Origin of the sequence: Enterobacter sp. SA187 (assembly GCF_001888805.2) — a bacterium.
Lineage (GTDB): Bacteria > Pseudomonadota > Gammaproteobacteria > Enterobacterales > Enterobacteriaceae > Enterobacter_D.
This window is the reverse complement of the sequence record NZ_CP019113.1, coordinates 476,221-497,233: the sequence shown is the minus strand read 5'-3', so window position 1 is coordinate 497,233 and position 21,013 is coordinate 476,221. Positions and strand designations below refer to the sequence as shown.

Genomic DNA, 21,013 nt, shown 5'->3' with positions numbered 1-21,013 from the left:
ATATCGTTTTTAACGTGACGAAGGCTAAATAATGACCACATCACATCAGCGTTACCCGCAGCGCGTGCGCAATGAACTGCGCTTTCGTGAACTGACAGTATTACGAGTTGAACGTATCAGCGCAGGTTTTCAGCGCATTGTGCTGGGCGGCGACGAACTGGCGGGCTTCAGTTCGCAGGGGTTTGACGATCACACCAAAGTCTTTTTCCCGCAGCCGGGGCAAAAAGTGGTGCCGCCCACGGTCACCGAAGACGGTATCGTCTGGCCGGACGGCCCACGCCCGGCGGCCCGTGACTATACGCCGCTGTATGACGCAGAACGTCACGAACTGGCGCTGGATTTCTTTATCCATGACGGCGGCGTGGCCAGCAGCTGGGCGCTGGAGGCGCGGGAAGGCGACACCCTGACCATCGGCGGCCCGCGCGGTTCGCTGGTGGTGCCGGAGGATTACGCCTGGCAGCTTTACGTCTGCGATGAGTCCGGGATGCCCGCGCTGCGCCGCCGTCTGGAAGCCATCAGCAAAACCCCGGCGCGTCCGGAAGTCACCGCCATCGTGACTATTGGCGATGAGGCGTATAAGGATTATCTGGCGCATCTGGACGGCTTCAATATCGAATGGATTATCGGTCATAACGAGGACGTACTGGCGCAACGGCTGGCGCAGGTGCGCGTCCCGGCGCAGGACTATTACCTGTGGATCACCGGGGAAGGGAAGGTGGTGAAAAACGTCAGCCAGCCGTTCGAAGGCGGCGGGGTTGATCCGCAACTGATGCGGGCGGCAGCCTACTGGCACGCCAAATAATCAGGCGACCGCGTCGAGCTGCGCTTCGCTCACCTGGCGCTCCAGCGCGGCGCGGACTTCGCTGAGCGCTTTTTCCTGCTGGGTAAAATAAGCGTCCATATTGCTGAGTGATGACACCAGCAGCCAGGACTCCTCTTTTTCCAGCTCCGCCAGCTCGGCGACCAGGGTGTCGATTTGTTCACGTACCTGCGCCATCTTTTTGCGGATACGTTCCAGATCGTTCAGCCGGTCGCTGGCCATCATCGGCTCAAAGCCCTGATGCAGACGCGCCACCAGCGAGCGAATGGCTTTGACGTCGCCGCGGTGTTTCGCCTGATTAAGCTGCACCATCATGGCGTTGGCTTCATCTTTCAGTTCATCTGCCACCAGATCCGGGTGACAGAGTTTACTGGCCTGACGCCACAGCCGTTTCAGTTCGCTTTGATCTTCTTCTGACAGCTGGCGGCCTTTTCGGAAACGGATCTCGGCGTCGTGCTGCTGCTCGCGGTATTTTTCGTACTCGTCGTTTGCCTCGTCACAGGCCTGACGCGCGGGCTCTTCTTCCCGCGTTAAGCCGGTTTCCAGCTCCTGCGCTTCCGCCAGCAGATTGGCGATCAGATCGCTTTGCTGCTGGAGCTGTTTGCGCGCCTCGACAGATTGCACCGAATCGGCGGGCAGCTCGCGCCAGCGTTTTGTGAGCATCGCCAGCACGTCCAGCGCCTGCGCCATATACTGCTGGCAGCGGCGGTAGTCCTCTTCCCGACGCTGCCGCTCCGCCAGCTGGCGGCGCAGGTTCAGTTCCGCCAGATTTTTACGCAGCTGAAGGATCTGCGTCATCAGCGGCCCGAGACGGTTCAGATAAAGGTCATTAAATTCATCTAACTGCTGAACGCGGGCATTGCGGCGGTCGATCAGATCGCGCAGCCGCTCCTCCAGCGCTTTGAGTTCCAGCTTGCTGGCCGCCACCTGCGGATCCCGCCACTGGGTCACCGCGCGCTGGCTTTGCAACCAGGCGGTGATCGCCGTCATGGCGGCGGTGTAATTCTTTTCCTCAAGCGCCGCGACAATCGCCAGCAGCTCATCATTGAACGCTTCATTTTTCAGCCGTGCGAGCTGACTGACAATGATGTCGTCATCTTCCAGTTCTATGGCATTTTTGATGATTTCAAGTCGTTTGATGGGTGTGCTCATGATGCCTTTCGCTTTAGCGCTTAAGTATTTGAGTTAAGGTTAGTTATCAGCAGAGCTACCGGAAATCATACACAGGTCTGATAAATGGTGCGAGGGGCATTAGGCGGGTTTGCGGCGGGTGACAGGCCTGGCGGGGAGTTTTCCTGCAGAAAACAAAACCCACCGCAGTGGGTTTTGCTGACAACCCTTATTGCTTCGGAATAATGAGCACCTGGCCCGGATAAATTTTGTCCGGATGGCTCAGCATCGGTTTGTTCGCTTCGAAGATTTGGTTGTACTTGTTAGGATCGCCATACACCTGTTTGGAAATGGCGCTCAGGGTGTCGCCGGATTTCACGGTGTAGTAGGTGGCTTCGGCGGCGGAGTCGGTCACTGAGACGTTATTCTCCACGCTGCCAATCCCCGCCACGTTACCTACGGCGACCTGGATTTTTTCTTTCTGCTCCTGGGTCAGGCCATCACCGGTGACCACGGCCTTGCCGTTTTCCACCTTGACGCTGACTTTATCGGCCCCGGGAACACCTGTTTTTTTGAGATGCTCTTCAAGCTTAGTGCCGTGATCGCTGTCGTTGCCTTTCAGTGAATCCCATAACTTTTCGCCTGCATCTTTCACAAAATCAAATAAACCCATGGTTTCTCTCCAGTTCAAAAGACCTTTTAATCCTGGCAAAGGCGGCAGAAAGTGCCAGTTTTGGTTAAAGAAAGCAGACTTGCGACCTGGGGCGCGCTAAAAAATAGTGCGCCGTCGTGCGGCTATGATACAAAGTACCCATCATTTTATGTGCAAGTACCAGAACGGATGGCGGCGTCTGTCCCGATGGCTCATATTCAGGAACACGCTATGGGTTATTCCATCGACATCATCTCTTGTATCACCGACCGCTTCGTGGAACTCACCACCACTGAAAAGCGTATCGCGCAGTTTATTCTGGATGACGTACAGTCTGCCGCCACGCTGCCGATCGCGGAGATGGCGCGTCTGACCAGTACCAGCCAGGCGTCGATCACCCGTTTCGCCCGCGCTATTGGCTGCAAAGATGTGCGTGAACTGAAGGTGAAACTGGCGCAGTCGCTGGCGGTCGGCCAGCGTTTTATTATCGACGTGCCGGATCTGGAAGGCGTGCAGGGAATTTACGGCACCATCATTAACGTGCTGGAGATGAACCGTCGCGCGCTGGATGCGGCCTCGCTGAATAAAGCGGTGGGCTGGCTGAGCGGGGCGCGGCAGATCCTGGCGTTCGGTATGGGGGGCGGCTCCACCATCTGCGCGCAGGAACTCCAGTTCCGTCTGTTTCGCCTTGGCCTGCCGGTGGTGAGTCAGAATGACGGGCTGCTGGTGCGCATGATGGCGGCCTCGGTGTCGCCTGGTGACGTGGTGATCGCGCTGTCGCTGGGCGGCTTTACGCCGGAGGTGGTGGAAAGCGCGGGCATCGCCAGACAGTATGGCGCGAAGGTAATCGCCATCACGCCGGAAGCGACGCCGCTGGCGCAGCTGGCGGACCTGGTGCTGCCGCTGATTGTGCGTGAAAACGACTACATCTTTAAGCCGAGCACATCGCGCTACGCCATGCTGGCGATGATCGACGTGCTGGCGACAGAATTAGCGATGGCTAACAAAAGCCAGGCGAAAGACCGCTTGCGCAGAATTAAGCTGGCGCTGGACAGCCATCGCGGCGGCGCGGATCGGCAACCGCTGGGGGATTAACCCACCAGCCGATTGTGTAATATTCCACCAAGTAATGGTGGGACATTGATGCGGTGCAGCAGTCTTCCTGAAAGGCCTGATCGTCTTTGGACTATTACTTTCCTGTATAAAACGGGTTGTGGCAGCACGTCAAAATAAATAATGCAATTAATAACTAATGCAAATGAATATTAACTGTCAGGATAATAAATACAGCGATGGTATTTGTTTTATGAATATATTAACGGAAGTAATGATTACCTAAATATATTCCTAAAAACACGCGGCTGGCTCTTTTTGTAGAGAACTTTTAATTTCATCAATTTTTCTAATCTTTTGTTTTAATATGTTGTTTTTCCAGCATTTTTGCGGCCATTGCTTGTGTTGATTTGAACTAAAATAAACTATATCATATAAATAATATCACTCGTCCTATCGAGCAATCATCATTTCTAATATTGCAATAACGATAGCTTCATCTAATAATCCCCTCCAGGCACAATAAGCATCTCATTTTATCAGTGCAGTGAAGCGTTGTGCTTTTGTATACCCGACATAATGCACGGAAGTGTATGTGAACTAACATATAATGGAGTTATGAATTATGCGACATTCAGTTATTAAGATGGCTCAGATTGCTGTGCTGGTTGCTGGTGGTTTGGGGACAGTAAATGCGATGGCTGCTGATGGCCAAATTCGTATTACCGGTGAAGTCATTAATAAAACTTGCACAGTAGCAATCAACGGCGCGCCGTCTTCTACATTGTTGAATATCGATCCGGTTGCTGCCGTCGATCTGAATAAAGATGTTAAGTCCGCTAAAGGCACGACTTATAAAGCATCTCGTGATATGCGTACCGTAAATATTACTCTGGAAAGCTGCGTCCTGCCTCAGGGGAAAACTAAAGTTGCGGTCAGTTTTGATTCTACTGGCTATGCGGATGCGGGCACCAGCACCTATACAAATAGCCTGCTGAATTCTGTGAATACCATGGATGTTGCCGCGAAAGGCATCCAGATCGGTTTCACTAAAATTAATGGCAGCGATCTGATGATGGATTTGAACGGCCTGGATGATACTGCAGATTATAAAGACACCAATTCAGGTGCGCAGACCTACAGTTTCGAAACTCGCTACGTTCAGACGGCTGCTAAAGCAGAAGATGTCACCGCCGGTGATATCGAAACGGTAGCCACTTTCAGCGTCGTTTATTTGTAATTATTTACTAAATCTAAGGCGGTAAGTCTTATTGCCGCCTTGTTTTTTCAGAGAGCAATAAATTAAATGTCAGTTAAATATTTAGCTACAATTGTGGCAGCGATGCTGGCCGTGAGCGCATCAGCATGGGCAGATGTTGTCATTAATACCACTCGAGTGGTCTATAAAGAAGCGGCCAAAGAAGTTAACGTTCGCCTGACTAACGAGGGCACGCGTCCGCTACTGGTGCAGTCATGGCTGGATGATGGCCGTGCGACCGAATCGCCGGAAAATATTGATCTGCCTTTTATGATCACACCGCCGGTCTCACGCATTGATGCGAAAAAAGGGCAGACGTTACGTATTTCCAAAATGGCCGCCAATTTTCCCAAAGATCGTGAAAGCATCTACTATTTAAACGTGCTGGAAGTTCCGCCAAAAGCAAAAGGCGAGGCACAAGCGAGCAACAAATTACAGCTGGCATTCCGTACCCGTATTAAGATGTTCTATCGTCCAGAGGCGTTAACCGTCAAACCACAAGACGCGGCGGCGAAAGTTGAATGGCGTGCTGAAAATGGTGCGTTAATTGCAAAAAACAACTCCCCTTATTATGTGACGTTCAACATGATGAAAGTCGGTAATAATATGGCGAAGTCAGGAATGGTTGCGCCTTTTGCAACGGAAAAATTCGAGTTTGATAACAAAGCATTTAAACCTTCTGCGGGAGCCAGCCTGGCCTATAGCTATATTTCTGATTATGGTAATGATGTAGAGGGTACTGCTGTTATCAAATAATATTTCAATTACAATGGATTGTTCAGGTTTTTTCTATGGATATGTTAGTTAGCGAACGTTTTCGTTTATCACGTATTGCTGGCGCATTCATTTTAATGAATGTTGCCGGAGGAGTTTTCGCTGCGGAAACGGAAACAGTTGAGCAAAATAGTCTCTCACCTGCATCATCAGTAGAAAATTCGAATGCGCAGCAAGAGGGTGAAAGTAAAGAAAGTGAAATAGCGGGAACTGAAGATGAAGAGGTGGAATTCAATAACATCTTTTTATCAAATTCCCCAATTGATGTAAGCCGTTTTTCCAAAGGAAACCCTGTCACTGCCGGGAAGTATAATGTTTCGGTTGTACTTAACGAGCGGGAAATGGGGAAATTTGAAATTCAATTTGATGATAACCCGCAAGATCCGTTAAGAGCGCTGCCCTGCTTTCGCCTGAAAGAACTGGCTAAGCTTGGCATTGATATTGGCGCAATTAATGTCTCTGGCATGGAAGAAGAAAACTGCGTTTCGCTGAAGACGCTGATACCACAAGCCAGCTGGAAAATGGATATTAACGATCAGCGTTTTATTCTGACTATTCCACAAGCGATGGAACGGGCAACCCGCCCTGATGAAGTGCCGGATACGCTCTGGGACGATGGCATCAACGCGGCCTTTGTCAGCTATAACACCAGTTATTATCGCTCGAGCTATAGCGGCGTTGAGTCCGACAGCGGTTGGATGGGCCTGGATGGCGGTCTGAATTTACTGGGGTGGCGTGTCCGTGTCCGTGGCGATGCGAACTACGCAAAAGAGAGTGGCACCACGTTTGACAGTTCAAACCTGTACGCGGAGCATGATGTTGCACCGCTTAAATCTCAGTTGCGGGTAGGTGAGATATACAGCAGCAGCACATTTTTTGATGCGTTTCCATTACGCGGCGTGACGCTGAGCAGCGACACGCGCATGTTGCCCGACTCTCTGAACAGCTTCCGCCCGGTTATTCGTGGGGTCGCGGAGTCGAATGCGAAAATTATCGTCAGTCAGGCAGGCACTAAAATATTAGAAACTACCGTGCCGCCCGGGGCGTTTTCGATCGATAACTATAATCCGATCAGCTCCAGCGAACAGCTTGACGTCACGATCCAGGAAGCGGATGGCCGGACGCGTCAGCTAATTATCCCATACAACGGCGGTGGGCAATTGCTTTACCCGGGCGTCAGCCTGTACACGCTGGCGGTGGGGGAATATGACGGCGCGAGCAGTAGCGATAAACCGGTGGTCGGCCAGGGTACCTGGCAATACGGTCTGAATAACTATCTGTCATTGTATACTGGTGCTGAATATATGTCGGACTACTACTCCGTTATTGGCGGGGTGGCGCTGAATACGCCGGTTGGCGCAGTTTCTTTAGATTTGACTCAGTCGCATTTGTCAGCAGAAGACGGCAGCCGGAAAGGGCAGAGTCTGGGGATTAAATACAACAGCTATATTACTCCGACGAATACCAGTTTTAATATCGCGGCTTATCGTTATTCGACAAAAGATTTCTTCACGCTGGGTGAGGCGGCAGATTATCTGTCGAATACCGACTGGCAGGACATGGACGATCGGCTTAAATCACAGGTGCAGATTAACGTTAGCCAGACCCTCGAAGCGGGATGGGGCTCGTTTTATTCTTCAGCAATGTTATCGGAGTACTGGCGTTCAGGGCGTAAAGAGAAAAGCTATCAACTGGGATACAGCAACTCCCTGGGCCGGGTCAGCTATAGCGTTTCCGTTAACCGCTATTACACCGGCGATAACGAGAAGGACGATCAGCTCTATCTGTCGTTATCTGTACCGCTCGGCGATCGCGCCGAGGATAAATCGCCGCTGTTTGATTATCTGAACACCAGTTATACCCGTAGCAGTAAGGGAGACCGCAATTTATCGGCTTCGACTTCAGGTTATAACCAGGACGCGGGTCTGAACTACGGCGTCAATGCGAATTATCGTCAGAACGGCTATGACGGGAATAAGATTGAGAATATCGGGGCGAATGCTTCGTGGGATACCCGTTATGGTAGCTGGGGGGCCAGTCTTTCTGCCGATACAGAGAACAGCCGCCAGATGTCGGTGAGCGGCAGCGGTGGCGTTTTACTCCACAAGGGAGGAATAACCCTCGGGCGCACCATCAATGGTGACACGCCTGTTGCATTAATCGAGGCGAAAGGTGCGAAGGGCGCGCGTGCAATGGGGGATAACGCGTCGCGAATTAATAGTGCCGGCTATGCCTATGTCTCTAACCTGTCGCCCTATCGTTTTAATGATGTGAGTATCGATCCCTCGAAAATGGAACAGGATACGGAATTAAAAGAGACGTCCACCCGGGTGGTGCCGCGTGCCGGAGCAGTTATTTATGTCCCCTTTGCCACGGACGATCGTCGCTCGGTATTTTTCCACCTGAAGTTGAAAAATGGCAAAAATATTCCGCTGGGGGCAGAGGTGGTCGATGATTCGAATAATCAGTTAGGTATCGCTGGACAAAATAGTCGAATATTCACCCGTGGCATTGCTGAAAAAGGGCGTTTAACTGTCAAATGGGGTGAAGATATGAGTGAACAGTGTTCTTTTAATTACCAGTTACCTACCAGGGACGATATTAAGTTACGAACAGATACGTTATCAGTCGATAATATTAATTGTGATTAGTTATTATAGAAAAGGAGAGCTATATGTTTTTAAACAATAAACAGACAGTAAGGGTGCTTACTGTTATGGCTGGAGTTATGGGGTTCGGACATCAGGCGATGGCCGCAACGAGTACGCTGGATGTAACTGCTCAGGCATATATTGAAAAAGGTACCTGTACGTTTAAAGTGGATAATCAGTCCGCCACGAGCGTTCCTTTTGCCTTTAATACCGTCACACCAGCAGAGATTGAAGCGCAAAATAAATCAGTTGAAAAGAAAATTGTCATCTCAGATTGTGTGGGAACGTCGGGAATGAACATTTCCCTGTCGTCATCAAATAAAGTTAAAATCAATGGCGATACCACACATGACTACCTCCGCCCAGCTAATGTGGCGGTGAAGGTAGCATATAAAACGGAAGTTAAAACCGAGGGTGGTAACTATGTTCCGCTCTATGTTGGGGCACCATCAATCAGATTGGGTGGCAATTTCGAGCCATTTGGACAAGGTAAAACGGGTAACCTGTATATTAAAGCCACGCTGATCCCTGCAGTGGCTGATATTATGACAATTGGTTCTGGAACACTGGACTCAACAGCAACGCTTAACATGGACTTTTTATAATTAAGGATGATTATGATGAAAAAAGTACTGGTACCTTTAATTTTTTTGGCACCTTTTGCCGCCCATGCTCTTAATGACGCTAGCCTGACACTTAATTTTACCGGAACGTTAACTTTACCAACCTGCACAGCGAAATTTGATACTAATGCGACCAGCTTTAATATCGACTTTGGTAACGTAAAGAGTAGTGACGTCCTGGCTTCGGCAAGCCATGGGGGTTATCTGGTACCCAATACAGTCTATAAACCAGTTAAAGTAAAATTTACCGCATGTGGTGCATCAACAAAGTTTGTTGTGGGTCTGTCCTCCGCTAAAAATAACACTGACGGTACAAATTATAAGAATAAGTCGCTTAAAATGTTCACTTCTGCGGCGACACCAGCTGCGACCGGGTTAGGCGTGGCCTTCTTTAAAACTAATCAAGACACCTCGGAAACGAATACCCTGCCAACCAACGGCTCGACCGTGAGTATGGCTTTCTCTGGTAACACGACGGGCGATGCCACCAACGGTTATGTATGGACAACCTATGCAGGATTAGTGGCAATTGATAGTGCTAAGCTGACGTCAGCGGCCATTTCTGGGTATGCTGGCACCACGCTGAAAACGGATGGCGCAATAAATATCGACTATCTGTAATTAAGATACGCGGAGCCTGTTTAAAGCTCCGCGTATTGATAGCATGGACAGCGTTATAAGTTGATGGAGGAACCCATGACAAAAAATGCATCATTATTATACTTGTTGATTTGTGGAATGAGCATGTGCGGTTTTCCTCATTCAGCCATGGCGGATGATAAGGTTGATGCAGCCAATATGGGGCTGCAGTTTAGTGGGGAGCTAATTAACACTTCCTGCACAGTAACGTTTCCCAGGGATACGCTAATAATGGAGGCCGTGGGGATCGATAAATTTACGCAGCCCGGAATGACCTCAGCCTATAAGCAAAATTTTCAGCTCATCATTAATAATTGCAATCTGTCACCTGCCGTTGTCAGTGATATACGACTTTCCTTTAGTACCCTCGATGGTCAGGGCCGTGTTGCCCCCGGAGCGTTTAGTAATCAACTTCCGGGTGGGGCCAAAGGCATTGGGTTTGCGGTCTATGACCAGCGTGATAATCAAAATGTATTAACGGTTTCGGGAGAAAGCAGAGTGTTAAACTATCCGGTTAATAGTAGCGCTCCGCTGGATATTCCGCGTGATTTTTACATTAAATATATACAATCCGGGGCCGATGTCACCGCTGGGCAGATCTCTGCAACATTGTTAGTGAGTGCATTTTATGACTAGTCAAATTTATGACAATAACGGCCTAAAAAAGCACATCATATTTATTCTAATGGCTAGGATGAAAATGAAACTCAAATGGTTTTTACCTGTTTTACTTTATCTGTTTACCGGGCATTGTCTGGCTGCTTTGCAGACGACATATATAATGGATGCCTCTTTTGCTGGTCAATCCGATTTATCAATAGCGGCAACGTTCAATGTCGATAGCGCTTCCATCCCGAATATGGGCGGGGGGGTGAAAGTTATGCAGGAGAAACAACTTCCTCCTCCTACCACGGGAATTGAATATAATCAACGCTCTTTATGGGGTGACCGCGGTAATGGAACCTGGCGCTGGGCAAGCAGTTCCCCACTTTTGACTGCGTCCTATGACAGTAACAATGTTGATACCACTCAAACCAGGACTGTTGATGGTAAAACTTATTATAAATTAAGAATGGCTGACAGCGAGAGATTTCCTGTTTACGTACGGCTTGAACAGAAAGTCTTCTTGCCTGTAAAGAACGCTTATTCTTATGTCGATCTGAAGGACGTAGAGAATCAATCTAGACAACATCGGGGCTCTTTCTTTTTTAACACCATTTTCCAGAATAGTTATCTTAGTGGATGTAATAACGCGCAGGGAAACTTCAGTGTCACTCTTATTTGTGTACGAGATTTGTATTACGAATTAAGTTCGCAATTCGCGAACCGCGATGTGAAAATGTATTTTTACATGCCCAAAACCCCGTTATATCCCATTAATTTTGACAATATTTTCGTAGGTTCTGTCAGTTTTAGTCGCGTATGTATGGTTGCTACTGGTGGAGACGAAAGCGCTGCTTTTATAGCGGCCAATAATTGTACAATGAATTCCAAAAAAGCCGTCGTATCCAGATTTTATCTGAATGGTTCATTAATATTCAGAAACACCTGTAAAGTGACTGAAACCACTAAGAACGTTGTGTTAGCGGATATTACCGAAGCTAAGCTGGCGGGCAAAGCACAAGGTGCTTTACCCGAAGGGTATGCGCCTAAAGAAACAAAGGTGTCAATGAAGTGTTCTGGCAATATCAATAATTCTTTTCCTGATGGGGCGGGTATTGTGCAGGCGACAATGATGGGGGCAGGGTACAGTTTTGACGCTGACCTCGCATCGAAGGGCATTTTGCTGGCGAAGGGGGTGGGGACCATCATTAACGACCTGGGCGTTAAAATTACTCAGGATGCCGCAGGCCAGTCTCTGGTGAAACTGGATGGTGTCTCCCCCCTGAGGGCGACAATTAACAACGATATGGCTACGGTGACATTTTATTCTTATCCCACCCCTGCCCGGACAGGGGTCAATCCAACAGGTGCAGGAGGCTATGAAGCATCGGCTACGATGACCTTTGAGATGCCTTGATAGCGCAGTCAGTCCCGGCTCCAGCCGGGGCTGACGTTTATGAAGGGATCTGCTCCGGATTAATCTAAAAAAGACCTGCAACGGAGCAGAACCTTTAGCCCCGGTCAGCCCGGTAGCAGGTCACATCCACTTCGACTTTGCAATCCACCACCAGATCCGCCACGCAGCACACGCGGGCGGGCGGGTGTTCGCCGAAGAATTCGCGGAACACTTTGTTAAATGACTGGAAGTAGCGGGCATCCGTCAGGAAAACCTTCACATGCACCACGTCGGCCAGGGTGTAACCGGCTTCGGTCATGATGTCCACGCAGTTCTGGATCGCCAGACGGGACTGCTCAATGATGCCGCCTTCCACCACTTCGCCGTCTTTCATCGGCGTCTGGCCGGAAACATACAGCCAGCCCGCCGCTTCCACCGCTTTGGCAAACGGCAAATGCTGCCCGCCCGTGCCGGTGCTGCCACCGACGCCATAACGTCTAATACTCATTTTTGCTCCTTATTTGGTTTTTCCCGGCGCAGAAAACGCCCTGCGCGGCCAGTGACCTGCTGGTCCTGACCATAACTCATTACCCCATTCACCATCACCGCTTCAATACCGGCGGCGGGCTGTTTGGGATCGCTGAAACTGGCCACATCCCGCACGGTGGCCGGATCGAACAATACCAGATCCGCATAATAGCCGCGTTTGACCAGCCCACGTTCGGGCAGCCGGAAACGGGCCGCCGACAGGCCGGTCATCTTGTGCACCGCCACGGTGAGCGGGAACAGCTTTTCGTCGCGGCTGTAATGGCCGAGCACGCGGGGGAAGGCGCCCCATAAACGCGGATGCGGCATCGGATCGTTCGGCAGACCGTCAGAGCCTATCATGGTCACCGGATAGCGCAGCACGCGGCGCACATCCTGCTCGTCCATGTTGTAGTAAATGGCCCCGGCAGGCATCAGTAATTTGCCCGCGTCATGCAGCGACATCGACCAGCTTTCGGCGATCTGCTTAAGCGACTGCCCGGCCACCTCCGGATGCGGTTCAGACCAGGTGATGATGATGTCGAACTCGTCGGTGATCTGCTTCATGTCCAGCGTGGACGAGGAGGCGGAGTAGGGGTAGCAGTCACAGGCAACCTCCTGCTGCTGGCGCACGGTGTCGAACAGCTTCAGCGTCTCCACAGTGCGCCCCCAGTTTTTTGCCCCGGCGCATTTATGGTGCGACACCACCACCGGCACCCTGCCGTGGCGACCGATACGAAACGCCTCGTCCAGCGCCTCCAGAATGGGTTCAAATTCCGAACGCAGATGAGTGGTATAGATGCCGTTTTCCGCCGCCAGCTCCTCCGCCAGCGCCATCACTTCTTCAGTGGTGGACTGGAAGGCGCTGGCGTAGGCCAGCCCGGTGCTGAGGCCCAGCGCGCCCTGCGACAGCGCCTCTTTGAGCTGCGCGCGCATACCGGCGATTTCCTCCGCCGTGGCCGCGCGGAACAGATCGTCCATATGATTGTTGCGCAGGGCGGTGTGGCCGATCAGCGTGCCGACGTTAATCGCCGGGCGCGCCTGCGCAATCGCCTGCGCGTAGGCGTCCACCGTCGGGAAGACAAACTGCTGCGCCTCGCCGAGCAGGTTCATTGGATCGGGTACTTCGCCGTGCATGGTCGCGCAGGCGGCGCTGATCCCGCAGTTGCCGACGATCACCGTGGTCACGCCCTGGCTGATTTTCGGTAAATAAGCAGGCATGCGGATAACATTGATGTCGTCATGGGTGTGGACATCGATAAATCCCGGCGCCAGTACGCGCTCGCTGCCGTCGATTTCCCGCACGGCGTGGCCTTCGATAGCCGGCGCAATCTCTGCGATGCGATCGCCTTTGATCGCCACATCCGCCCGGTACTCTGCGCCGCCTGATCCATCGATAACCGTGACATTCCTGAACAGATAGTCGAACTTCATGTGATCCTCACCCCCCTTTTGGTCTGCGCTGAAGTTAACCATTTACAAGGGATAAAAACAGTGGAAAATGACACAAAACGCATATGAATTTATGATACTTTTATTCACTATCGGTGGTTTTAAATTAATACTTGTTTAAATTACAGTAAGTTATAAAAGATACCCGATCTGAAAGATACTGATTCCCCTGAGGAGCGTTGTTATGAAATACCAGAATGAACACCTCGTACCCCATAAAGCCGCCCTGATGTTTACCCCGGCCAACGTCCTGAATGAGGATGTCTGCCTGCCCGCAGCGCTGATCAAAAAAACCGCCCTGGAGAACAATATTCAGTGGATGCAGGATTACGCCGACGCGCGCGGCGTTTCTCTTGCGCCTCACGGTAAAACCACCATGACGCCGTGGATCTTTCAGCGGCAACAACAGGCGGGCGCCTGGGCGATTGGCGTCGGCAGTGCGTGGCAGGCCAGCATCGCCATGGCGAGCGGCATCAGGCGCGTGCTGATGGTGAATCAACTGGTGGGGAAGGCGAACATGACGCTGATCTCACAGTTGAAGAACACCTATCCGGATGTGGACTATCTGTGTTGTGTGGACAGCGCGGCCAATGCGCAGGTGCTTTCCGCGTTTTTCAGCGCGCAGCAGCAGACGCTGGACGTACTGATTGAGCTGGGCGTGCCGGGGGGCCGCTGCGGCTGCCGTACCGCGGATGAAGCGCTGGCGTTGGCCGCTACGGTGGCGGATCTGCCGGGGCTGCGCTTGCGCGGGCTGGAGCTGTATGAAGGCGTGGTGCACGGCGATAATCCACAGCCGCAGGTGGAAGCTTTCCTGCGCGAGGCGGCGGCGCTGGCCTGCCAGCTGGAGCGCTATGTCGACGGTGAATTCCTGCTCACCGGCGCGGGCTCGGTGTGGTACGACGTGGTCTGTAACGTCTGGCTGGCGGCAAAAAAACCGGCGGACTGCCGCATCGCCATTCGGCCCGGCTGCTATATCACCCATGATGGTGGAATTTATCACAAGGCGCAGCATGCGCTGATGGCGCGCGACTGCGTTGCCTGCGATCTGGGCGGCGATCTGACCTGTGCGATGGAGCTGGCGGCCATGGTGCAGTCGGTACCGGAAGCAGGGCGGGCTATCGTCAACTTCGGCAAGCGCGACAGCGCCTTTGACGCCGGACTGCCGCAGCCGATCGCCCATTACCGGCAGGGTAAAGCGCTGGCTGATCCTTCAGCATTGATCGAAACCACCGGCATAATGGATCAGCACGCCATGCTGACACTCCGGCCCGGCGCAGAGGTGCAGGTGGGGGATATTCTGCTGTTCAGTACCTCGCACCCGTGCCTGACGTTCGATAAATGGAAAACGCTGCTGCTGGTGGACGATGAGTACAACGTGCTGGAAGAACTGGATACCGAATTCTGACAGGCGTTCCCTCTCCCGTCCGGGAGAGGGGAAATGCGCTTAGCTGCTGGCCTGCGCCGCTTCTCTGGCTTTTTCTTCCGCCTGTTGATGGCGCTCGGTTTCCAGCATCTTTTTCTCGTACACCTTAAAGAACGGGTAGTAGATGGCAAGGGAGATAAAGAAGCAGACAAACACCAGTCCGCAGGCGATTAAATTCCAGTTCGTGGTGATCAGCGCCCCGAGCGGGGCCGGAACGGTAAAGGGCGGTTTAACCATCATGCGCGGGATCAGGCCGCTGATGGTGCAGAGATAGACCACCAGCGTGTTTGCCATCGGCGCCAGGATAAAGGGAATGGCCAGCAGAGGGTTCATCACAATGGGCGCGCCAAAAATCATCGGTTCATTGATATTAAACAAGCCGGGAATGAAGGAAATTTTTCCCAGCTGTTTCAGGTAAATTACCCGCGAGCGGATAAATAACACCACCAGCGCCAGCGTCGAACCGGTGCCGCCCATCTGCGCATACCACTGGAAGAACTGCTCGGTGAAAATATTCGGCAGGTCATAAGCACTGACGCCGGACTGGAACAGCTCCATATTCTGCACAATGGCCTGATCCCACAGCGGGCGGATCAGCGGCCCCATCACCGCATGACCATGAATACCCAGCACCCAGAACAGGTCGATCATAAACTGCGTGACGATGCCGCCAAACAGATTCGTGCCGGTCATAAAGCCTTTCAGCGGCATAATGAGATAGCTGATGATGGCGTTAATATCGATATTAAAAAAGTGCCGTGGGATCCAGAATACCAGCACCACGGCAAGCGTCGGGAATAGTGCAGAGAATGAACTCGCCACCACCGGCGGCACCCCGGCGGGCATTTTGATTTCGATATTGCGCACTTTAATAAAACGGTAAATCTCAATGGCGATCAGCGATGAGATAATCGCCCCGAACAGCCCCTGAGAGCTGAGCGAACTTAATGGAATATACCGTCCGGTAACCGCATCCCCGGCGACGGTGACCCCCTGTTTAATATTGACCGGCACGATCATCAGGATGGTCGCCAGCATCGCCAGCAGACCGCTGGTAATATCGTTGAGCTTATAACTTTTTCCCAGGAAAGAGCCGATGGTAAAGGCGGCATAGAGCGACATCAGCCCGACGGTAAAACGAAACGGAACATCCAGCATATCGCGCCAGGGCGCGACAAAATCCATATAGCCCTTGATGGGGATATTCAGCAAAATCACAAAGAATGAGCCGACAATGGTCAGCGGCAGAATGGAAATAAGCCCGTTGCGGATCGCCTGCATATGCCGCTGATTACCAATGGCGTTCGCCAGCGGTAATAACTTTTCTGCCAGAGTATCAAAAGCCGACATGGTCACTCTCCTCAAAGCCATTATTTTCAATTACCGTGCGGAACCAGCGGCCTGACTTTTTCAGCGAGCGCTGCCCGCTGGCTAAATCCAGACGATAAAAGCCGTAGCGGTTTTTATAGGCATTCTGCCAGGACCAGCAGTCGATAAAGGTCCACATGTGATAGCCGAGACACTGGCTTCCGTCGGCAATGGCCTTATGCAGCCAGGTAAGATGTTCCTCAAGAAAGGCAATGCGGTAATCGTCCTGCACTTCGCCATTCACCATAAACTGCTCTTCGTCCATGATGCCGATTCCATTTTCCGAGACGAACCACGGAATATTGCCGTAGCGATCCTTTATCAGCATTGCGATGTCATACAGCGCGGGAGGATAGATTTCGATGCCGCGGGAAGTATTCATCCGGCGGCCTGGCATGATGTATTCCTCAAAGAAGCGTTCAGGGACAAAATCCTGCGCTTCGGCAAGGGGCGTTTCGCGGGCTTTTACCCGACGCGGGCGATAATAATTAATTCCCAGCAGATCGATACGCGTCGCCGCAATTAATTCGCTATCGCCCGGTAAAGCCACGGGGAGCTGATTGTGTTCGTTGAGGATGGCGAGCAATTCCGGCGGATAGCGGCCCAGTAATATCGGCTCGTTAATACTGCGGGTATAAAACAGATCCGCCATCACCGCCGCCTGCCGATCGTCCGGGCTGTCGCTGCGGGGATACACCGGAATGACATCCATAATAATGCCAATTTTTCCCGGCAGATTTCTTTTACGCCAGGCCGCCACCGCTTTGCAGTGGGCAATAACGATATGGTGCAGCACCTGGGCTGCGCGACGAAAATCGCTGACGTAAGGATAATGGCGGGGATGAAGATAACCCGCTTCTGCCGGAATAAGGGGCTCATTAAAAGTAAACCAGTAGCGCACCCGATCGCCAAACAGCTGATAGCAGATGTCGGCGTAACGGGCGAAGGCCTCCACTACATCACGATTTTCAAAACCGCCTTTTTCCTGCAATGCCATTGGCATATCGAAGTGATAAAGATTAATAAAGGGCTCAATGCCCTGGTCAATGAGTTCATTAATAACCTGGTTATAGAACTCAACCGCGAGGGGATTAATGTCGCCATCCCCGTCAGGTATTAATCGTGACCAGGAAATAGAGGTGCGAAAGGAGTTGAGGCCAATATCTTTCGCGCGCTGAATATCGTCCCGCCAGTGCTGATAAAACCCGGAGGTATCGTCGGCGGTGACGCCGTTATAAAAACGCTCGTTATAGTAATGCGAGGCATAATCCCAGATATTGTCGCCTTTGCGGTCGCCGGGTAAGCGCCCTTCGGACTGGGTGGCGCTGGTCGCCGTGCCCCACCAGAATTTATCAGGAAAGCGGTATTTCATGGGCGATCCTTATTTTACCAGTGACAGGGCGTGATCGAGGACTTTATCCCCCTGCATCGATCCATATTGCATCATATCGATAGCATCCACCGGCACGCCGTGCGTGGCGGCGGCAGCCCGTAAACTCTGCAACTGGAACTTCACCTGCGGCCCCAGCAAAATCACGTCGGCTTCCGTGACGATCTGTTCAAAGTCCGAAACGGGAACCGCGGTAATTTCCACTTCTACGTTACGACTGCTGGCGGACTGTTTCATTTTTTCCACTAACATGCTGGTAGACATACCGGCAGCACAGCATAAGAAGATCTTTTTCATTGCTTTTCCCTCAGTGAATAAACGCCAGAATGCGCGACGCGCGGTGGAAGGTATTCTGGGTAGTGACCAAAAAACCCACAAGTGAGGGGGGACACAAATCAGGAGTTATAGTCTGATACTTTTTGGGGGATTGGTGGGTGTTTGGGGGGATAGCCGTTTAAAATCAGGGGGGTAGGGGTGTTACTTATATGAACGGTAAAACTTTATCGTCTGAAAACAAAAAGGAGTCAGATGATTTTCATCTAACTCCTTGTTTAACCTGGTGGCCCCTGCTGGACTTGAACCAGCGACCAAGCGATTATGAGTTCCTGCCGGAACAACCGAAAATCAATGTTTTGCGTTATTTATCATTGACATAGATTGCCGTTGTTTGCCAGTAACTGCCTTCTTCCGCCATCTTTATCGCCATTTTATCGCCATTTGATTAGTAACTTGAGTCGATGAATCGGTAGTATCCGAAACCAGATTTAAGATGCAGCTCAGAGAGCAAAGCTGACAAATCAGCAGGTTCTGATACTTCTACTGACTCTGTACACTCGTTTCTGATATCCTTGGATTCAAGCCAATATATATAGCCAACTCTTTCATAATATTCTTCCATATCAAAATCATTTCCGTACTTTGATAAAAAAGCCTGAATATACAGAAGGATGGTTCTTGTTGCTCGTTGAATCAAAAAATATAATGTTTTCCAGTTATCACCTGTAAAACCATACTCTGGGTTAAGATTTATAGGGATTACCCCATGTGCGATGTCATTTCTTATATTTCGAATAATATTGAGGGCATAGCAACGGTGTTCTTTAGGGTAACTTAATTTATTATTCACTTTTTTGTTATAAAGCGAGGTGTATCGTTCGAATAAAGTGCATAAGTTTTGATTGTAATGTTCGAAATGTTTTGGTAAATGCTTTTCCTCAATTTTATCAAATAAAATCAGAGATTTCATACTGTTGTCTCTGACAGGGTTCTTGAAGGATGTATTTAGCTCATTAGTAAAGAAGGTTGATACAAACCTATAGACTTCTTCTAAAGCATTGCAAACGAAGAAAAGTCTAGTTAACTCTGTGGTATAGGCACTAAAGTATTTCCTGTCAGACTCTAATGCTTCGTAATGCGGACGGCACATTATTGATAATGAACTTCTATCATGCAAATAAGGATTTATTTCTACATTATCAAGAGTTGAAGATAGAGTTAACCACTGATTCATTGCAAGAAAGTTTGATCTATGATCTCCGTAGAAGCATTCCGTCAAAATAGCTAATTCATGCAGGTGGCTTTTTATTTCCGTTAAGGAATGACATAAAGAGCAATTTTTATCTTTCATCTAAAGTCCCTGATTCAAAGAGCTTAAAGGATTTAGTTTTACTGCATCTTCGAGATGGTCGGGGGCAAAGTGCGCATATCGCATTGTCATTTTTATGTCGGTATGACCGAGTACGCGCTGCAAGACCAAAATATTACCACCATTCATCATAAAGTGGCTGGCGAAGGTATGGCGCAAAACATGGGTAAGTTGTCCTGCCGGTAGTTCGATGCCTGTTCTTTCCAGAGCAGACCGGAACGCGCCATAACAATCACTAAACAACCGGCCTTTTTTATCATCAGGTAGAGACTCATAGAGCTCTTTGCTGATTGGGACGGTGCGGTTTTTTCTGCCTTTAGTGTTGGTGTATGTGATTTTGTATTTCGCGAGTTGGCTTTTTCTCAGACTCTCAGCCTCAGACCACCGTGCGCCAGTGGCGAGACAGATTCTTACCACGGTTTCTAAATCAGGGTGGTCATGCCGTTTACACTCACCGAGCAGTTGCGCAATCTGGTCGTGAGTTAGCCAGGCCATTTCCATTTCTTCTGTGCGGAATGGGCGCATATTTTTCAGTGGGTTTTCACCCTTCCATTCTCCGAGACGGTTTAGCTCATTGAACACCGCCCGGAAGTAGGCCAGCTCAAGATTAAGTGTGCGAGGCGATACCTCTTTCACTCTGTTTGAACGAGCATACTCACCTTTTAACCGTTTTTCTCGGTAGCGGGAAAACATCTGCGCATCGAAATCGCGTGCGGGTGGTTCGCCCATACACTCAAAAGCATGGTGCATGGCTAACTGGCGTTTCAAGCCGTCTTTCAGGGTAATGCCATGAGCGCTATACCATGAATCAACCAGCTCTTTTAACGTGCGCCTGTCTTCCTTTTCTTCCTGCCACGGGTTTTGAACGGTGTATTGCTCAAACGCCAGAGCCTCGCCCTTAGTAGCGAATTTCTTTCTGATACGTTTGCCTTTTGCGCCGTTTGGGTAGAGTTCACAAATCCAACCGCCAGCCGGATTTTTACGGACGGTCATCAGTTAACCTCGCTGTATACACCCACCACACGCCCCAACGCTTTAATATCATCAATGCCGCATTCGAAAGGAACCTTCCCGCCTGCAACATGTAGTTTTCTGCCCGGTAGTTTTGTTAACTCTCGAATGCTTATTGCTCCCTCAATGTCGACTAGCCATAGGCCGTCAGACAATGACGCTTGCTTGTCCACAAAATAAATTTTCCCCTCGGAACGGATAGCCATCCCATCTGTGAGTGGTTTTGTGAAAAATTGGGCATCAATGCTCAGTTGCTTATCGGATTTGAGGATTTCTTCACTTAATGTGAACCCCTCAATCCTTTTAGCGTCGCTAGATTCTCTGTTATTTACAAACGCTTCCCCTTCTCCGGTAAGTAACCACCGAAGATTAGCACCTGTTTCAAGGGCGCAGTGAGCCGCAAAGTCATAGGAGATAGCGCCTCGGGTGTACCTATTTGACAATGAACTGGATGCGATATCGAAGTGGTTAGCTAATTGAATTTTCTGTGAAAATCCATACGCCTCGCAGATGCGGTCAAGTACATCTACGTTGCTCCATCCTAAAGAATCTATTCTCATTTCGATAAAACCTATTTACTATCTCTCAATTGGGAGATATATTTTGGCTAAACCCACGCA

At 50.5% G+C, this 21,013-nt stretch carries 20 protein-coding genes; 10 read left to right on the top strand and 10 right to left on the bottom strand.

From position 1 onward, the window contains the following. Positions 1-31 precede the first annotated feature (31 nt). Positions 32-802: a siderophore-interacting protein gene (locus BMF08_RS02450; protein WP_072569667.1), complete on the top strand. Its 771-nt coding sequence runs from the start codon at positions 32-34 to the stop codon at positions 800-802. Here BMF08_RS02450 and BMF08_RS02445 read toward each other — a convergent pair whose 3' ends face one another. Both BMF08_RS02445 and lysM read right to left on the bottom strand, forming a co-directional pair. Continuing rightward, complete coding sequence (locus tag BMF08_RS02445) at positions 803-1,972, bottom strand: DNA repair protein (RefSeq protein WP_072569668.1); 1,170 nt, start codon at positions 1,970-1,972, stop codon at positions 803-805. 187 nt (positions 1,973-2,159) lie between these two features. Then, positions 2,160-2,603 carry a peptidoglycan-binding protein LysM gene (gene lysM / locus BMF08_RS02440; RefSeq protein ID WP_072569669.1) on the bottom strand — a complete coding sequence of 148 codons (444 nt, stop codon included), beginning with the start codon at positions 2,601-2,603 and terminating at the stop codon, positions 2,160-2,162. Between the two features lie 210 nt (positions 2,604-2,813). On the opposite strand from lysM, the gene BMF08_RS02435 reads away from it, so the two are divergent. From BMF08_RS02435 to BMF08_RS02400, 8 genes are all read left to right on the top strand, one after another. After that, positions 2,814-3,677 carry a MurR/RpiR family transcriptional regulator gene (locus tag BMF08_RS02435; RefSeq protein ID WP_072569670.1) on the top strand — a complete coding sequence of 288 codons (864 nt, stop codon included), beginning with the start codon at positions 2,814-2,816 and terminating at the stop codon, positions 3,675-3,677. A 583-nt stretch (positions 3,678-4,260) separates the two neighbouring features. Beyond that, on the top strand, positions 4,261-4,875 hold the full coding sequence (locus BMF08_RS02430; RefSeq protein ID WP_158684872.1) for a fimbrial protein: 615 nt from the start codon (positions 4,261-4,263) through the stop codon (positions 4,873-4,875). A 66-nt stretch (positions 4,876-4,941) separates the two neighbouring features. After that, positions 4,942-5,649, top strand: a complete 708-nt coding sequence (locus tag BMF08_RS02425) for a fimbria/pilus periplasmic chaperone (protein WP_072569672.1) — start codon at positions 4,942-4,944, stop codon at positions 5,647-5,649. Between the two features lie 35 nt (positions 5,650-5,684). After that, positions 5,685-8,318 (top strand): fimbria/pilus outer membrane usher protein, encoded by a 2,634-nt coding sequence (locus tag BMF08_RS02420; protein WP_083580956.1) that lies wholly within the window; start codon positions 5,685-5,687, stop codon positions 8,316-8,318. Positions 8,319-8,341: 23 nt separating this feature from the next. Then, complete coding sequence (locus BMF08_RS02415; RefSeq protein WP_072569674.1) at positions 8,342-8,923, top strand: hypothetical protein; 582 nt, start codon at positions 8,342-8,344, stop codon at positions 8,921-8,923. A 12-nt stretch (positions 8,924-8,935) separates the two neighbouring features. Beyond that, positions 8,936-9,562: a fimbrial protein gene (locus tag BMF08_RS02410; RefSeq protein WP_105310572.1), complete on the top strand. Its 627-nt coding sequence runs from the start codon at positions 8,936-8,938 to the stop codon at positions 9,560-9,562. Between the two features lie 75 nt (positions 9,563-9,637). Continuing rightward, a complete protein-coding gene (locus tag BMF08_RS02405) occupies positions 9,638-10,216 on the top strand; it encodes a fimbrial protein (protein WP_072569676.1) in 579 nt (192 codons plus the stop codon). A 64-nt stretch (positions 10,217-10,280) separates the two neighbouring features. Next, positions 10,281-11,600 (top strand): fimbrial protein, encoded by a 1,320-nt coding sequence (locus tag BMF08_RS02400; RefSeq protein WP_158684871.1) that lies wholly within the window; start codon positions 10,281-10,283, stop codon positions 11,598-11,600. Positions 11,601-11,694: 94 nt separating this feature from the next. Here the strand turns inward: BMF08_RS02400 and BMF08_RS02395 are convergent, their stop codons facing one another. Both BMF08_RS02395 and BMF08_RS02390 read right to left on the bottom strand, forming a co-directional pair. Then, positions 11,695-12,087, bottom strand: coding sequence for a RidA family protein (locus BMF08_RS02395; RefSeq protein WP_072569678.1), 393 nt, complete (start codon positions 12,085-12,087; stop codon positions 11,695-11,697). Continuing rightward, positions 12,084-13,538 (bottom strand): N-acyl-D-amino-acid deacylase family protein, encoded by a 1,455-nt coding sequence (locus tag BMF08_RS02390; RefSeq protein ID WP_072569679.1) that lies wholly within the window; start codon positions 13,536-13,538, stop codon positions 12,084-12,086. Before BMF08_RS02390 ends, BMF08_RS02395 begins: the two co-directional genes overlap by 4 nt. 202 nt (positions 13,539-13,740) lie before the next feature. Here BMF08_RS02390 and BMF08_RS02385 point away from each other — a divergent pair, with 202 nt between their 5' ends. After that, positions 13,741-14,961: an amino acid deaminase gene (locus tag BMF08_RS02385; RefSeq protein ID WP_072569680.1), complete on the top strand. Its 1,221-nt coding sequence runs from the start codon at positions 13,741-13,743 to the stop codon at positions 14,959-14,961. Between the two features lie 39 nt (positions 14,962-15,000). Here the strand turns inward: BMF08_RS02385 and BMF08_RS02380 are convergent, their stop codons facing one another. The 6 genes from BMF08_RS02380 to BMF08_RS02360 all read right to left on the bottom strand — a co-directional run bounded on the left by BMF08_RS02380 (position 15,001) and on the right by BMF08_RS02360 (position 20,953). Then, complete coding sequence (locus tag BMF08_RS02380; protein ID WP_072569681.1) at positions 15,001-16,329, bottom strand: PTS sugar transporter subunit IIC; 1,329 nt, start codon at positions 16,327-16,329, stop codon at positions 15,001-15,003. Then, on the bottom strand, positions 16,316-17,719 hold the full coding sequence (locus BMF08_RS02375) for a glycoside hydrolase family 1 protein (RefSeq protein ID WP_072569682.1): 1,404 nt from the start codon (positions 17,717-17,719) through the stop codon (positions 16,316-16,318). Before BMF08_RS02375 ends, BMF08_RS02380 begins: the two co-directional genes overlap by 14 nt. 9 nt (positions 17,720-17,728) lie before the next feature. Beyond that, complete coding sequence (locus BMF08_RS02370) at positions 17,729-18,034, bottom strand: PTS sugar transporter subunit IIB (protein ID WP_072569683.1); 306 nt, start codon at positions 18,032-18,034, stop codon at positions 17,729-17,731. A gap of 424 nt (positions 18,035-18,458) precedes the next feature. Continuing rightward, positions 18,459-19,364, bottom strand: a complete 906-nt coding sequence (locus BMF08_RS21120) for a hypothetical protein (protein WP_158684870.1) — start codon at positions 19,362-19,364, stop codon at positions 18,459-18,461. Beyond that, a complete protein-coding gene (locus BMF08_RS02365; protein WP_072569685.1) occupies positions 19,365-20,375 on the bottom strand; it encodes a phage integrase in 1,011 nt (336 codons plus the stop codon). Then, positions 20,375-20,953, bottom strand: a complete 579-nt coding sequence (locus BMF08_RS02360) for a phage repressor protein CI (protein WP_072569686.1) — start codon at positions 20,951-20,953, stop codon at positions 20,375-20,377. The genes BMF08_RS02365 and BMF08_RS02360 overlap by 1 nt, the downstream gene beginning before the upstream one ends. Between the last annotated feature and the right edge of the window lie 60 nt (positions 20,954-21,013).

Coding starts and splice junctions, on each gene's coding strand:
- BMF08_RS02450 (WP_072569667.1), top strand. CDS start 32: ATGACCACATCACATCAGCGTTACCCGCAGCGCGTGCGCAATGAACTG.
- BMF08_RS02445 (WP_072569668.1), bottom strand. CDS start 1,972: ATGAGCACACCCATCAAACGACTTGAAATCATCAAAAATGCCATAGAA.
- lysM (WP_072569669.1), bottom strand. CDS start 2,603: ATGGGTTTATTTGATTTTGTGAAAGATGCAGGCGAAAAGTTATGGGAT.
- BMF08_RS02435 (WP_072569670.1), top strand. CDS start 2,814: ATGGGTTATTCCATCGACATCATCTCTTGTATCACCGACCGCTTCGTG.
- BMF08_RS02430 (WP_158684872.1), top strand. CDS start 4,261: ATGCGACATTCAGTTATTAAGATGGCTCAGATTGCTGTGCTGGTTGCT.
- BMF08_RS02425 (WP_072569672.1), top strand. CDS start 4,942: ATGTCAGTTAAATATTTAGCTACAATTGTGGCAGCGATGCTGGCCGTG.
- BMF08_RS02420 (WP_083580956.1), top strand. CDS start 5,685: ATGGATATGTTAGTTAGCGAACGTTTTCGTTTATCACGTATTGCTGGC.
- BMF08_RS02415 (WP_072569674.1), top strand. CDS start 8,342: ATGTTTTTAAACAATAAACAGACAGTAAGGGTGCTTACTGTTATGGCT.
- BMF08_RS02410 (WP_105310572.1), top strand. CDS start 8,936: ATGATGAAAAAAGTACTGGTACCTTTAATTTTTTTGGCACCTTTTGCC.
- BMF08_RS02405 (WP_072569676.1), top strand. CDS start 9,638: ATGACAAAAAATGCATCATTATTATACTTGTTGATTTGTGGAATGAGC.
- BMF08_RS02400 (WP_158684871.1), top strand. CDS start 10,281: ATGAAACTCAAATGGTTTTTACCTGTTTTACTTTATCTGTTTACCGGG.
- BMF08_RS02395 (WP_072569678.1), bottom strand. CDS start 12,087: ATGAGTATTAGACGTTATGGCGTCGGTGGCAGCACCGGCACGGGCGGG.
- BMF08_RS02390 (WP_072569679.1), bottom strand. CDS start 13,538: ATGAAGTTCGACTATCTGTTCAGGAATGTCACGGTTATCGATGGATCA.
- BMF08_RS02385 (WP_072569680.1), top strand. CDS start 13,741: ATGAAATACCAGAATGAACACCTCGTACCCCATAAAGCCGCCCTGATG.
- BMF08_RS02380 (WP_072569681.1), bottom strand. CDS start 16,329: ATGTCGGCTTTTGATACTCTGGCAGAAAAGTTATTACCGCTGGCGAAC.
- BMF08_RS02375 (WP_072569682.1), bottom strand. CDS start 17,719: ATGAAATACCGCTTTCCTGATAAATTCTGGTGGGGCACGGCGACCAGC.
- BMF08_RS02370 (WP_072569683.1), bottom strand. CDS start 18,034: ATGAAAAAGATCTTCTTATGCTGTGCTGCCGGTATGTCTACCAGCATG.
- BMF08_RS21120 (WP_158684870.1), bottom strand. CDS start 19,364: ATGAAAGATAAAAATTGCTCTTTATGTCATTCCTTAACGGAAATAAAA.
- BMF08_RS02365 (WP_072569685.1), bottom strand. CDS start 20,375: ATGACCGTCCGTAAAAATCCGGCTGGCGGTTGGATTTGTGAACTCTAC.
- BMF08_RS02360 (WP_072569686.1), bottom strand. CDS start 20,953: ATGAGAATAGATTCTTTAGGATGGAGCAACGTAGATGTACTTGACCGC.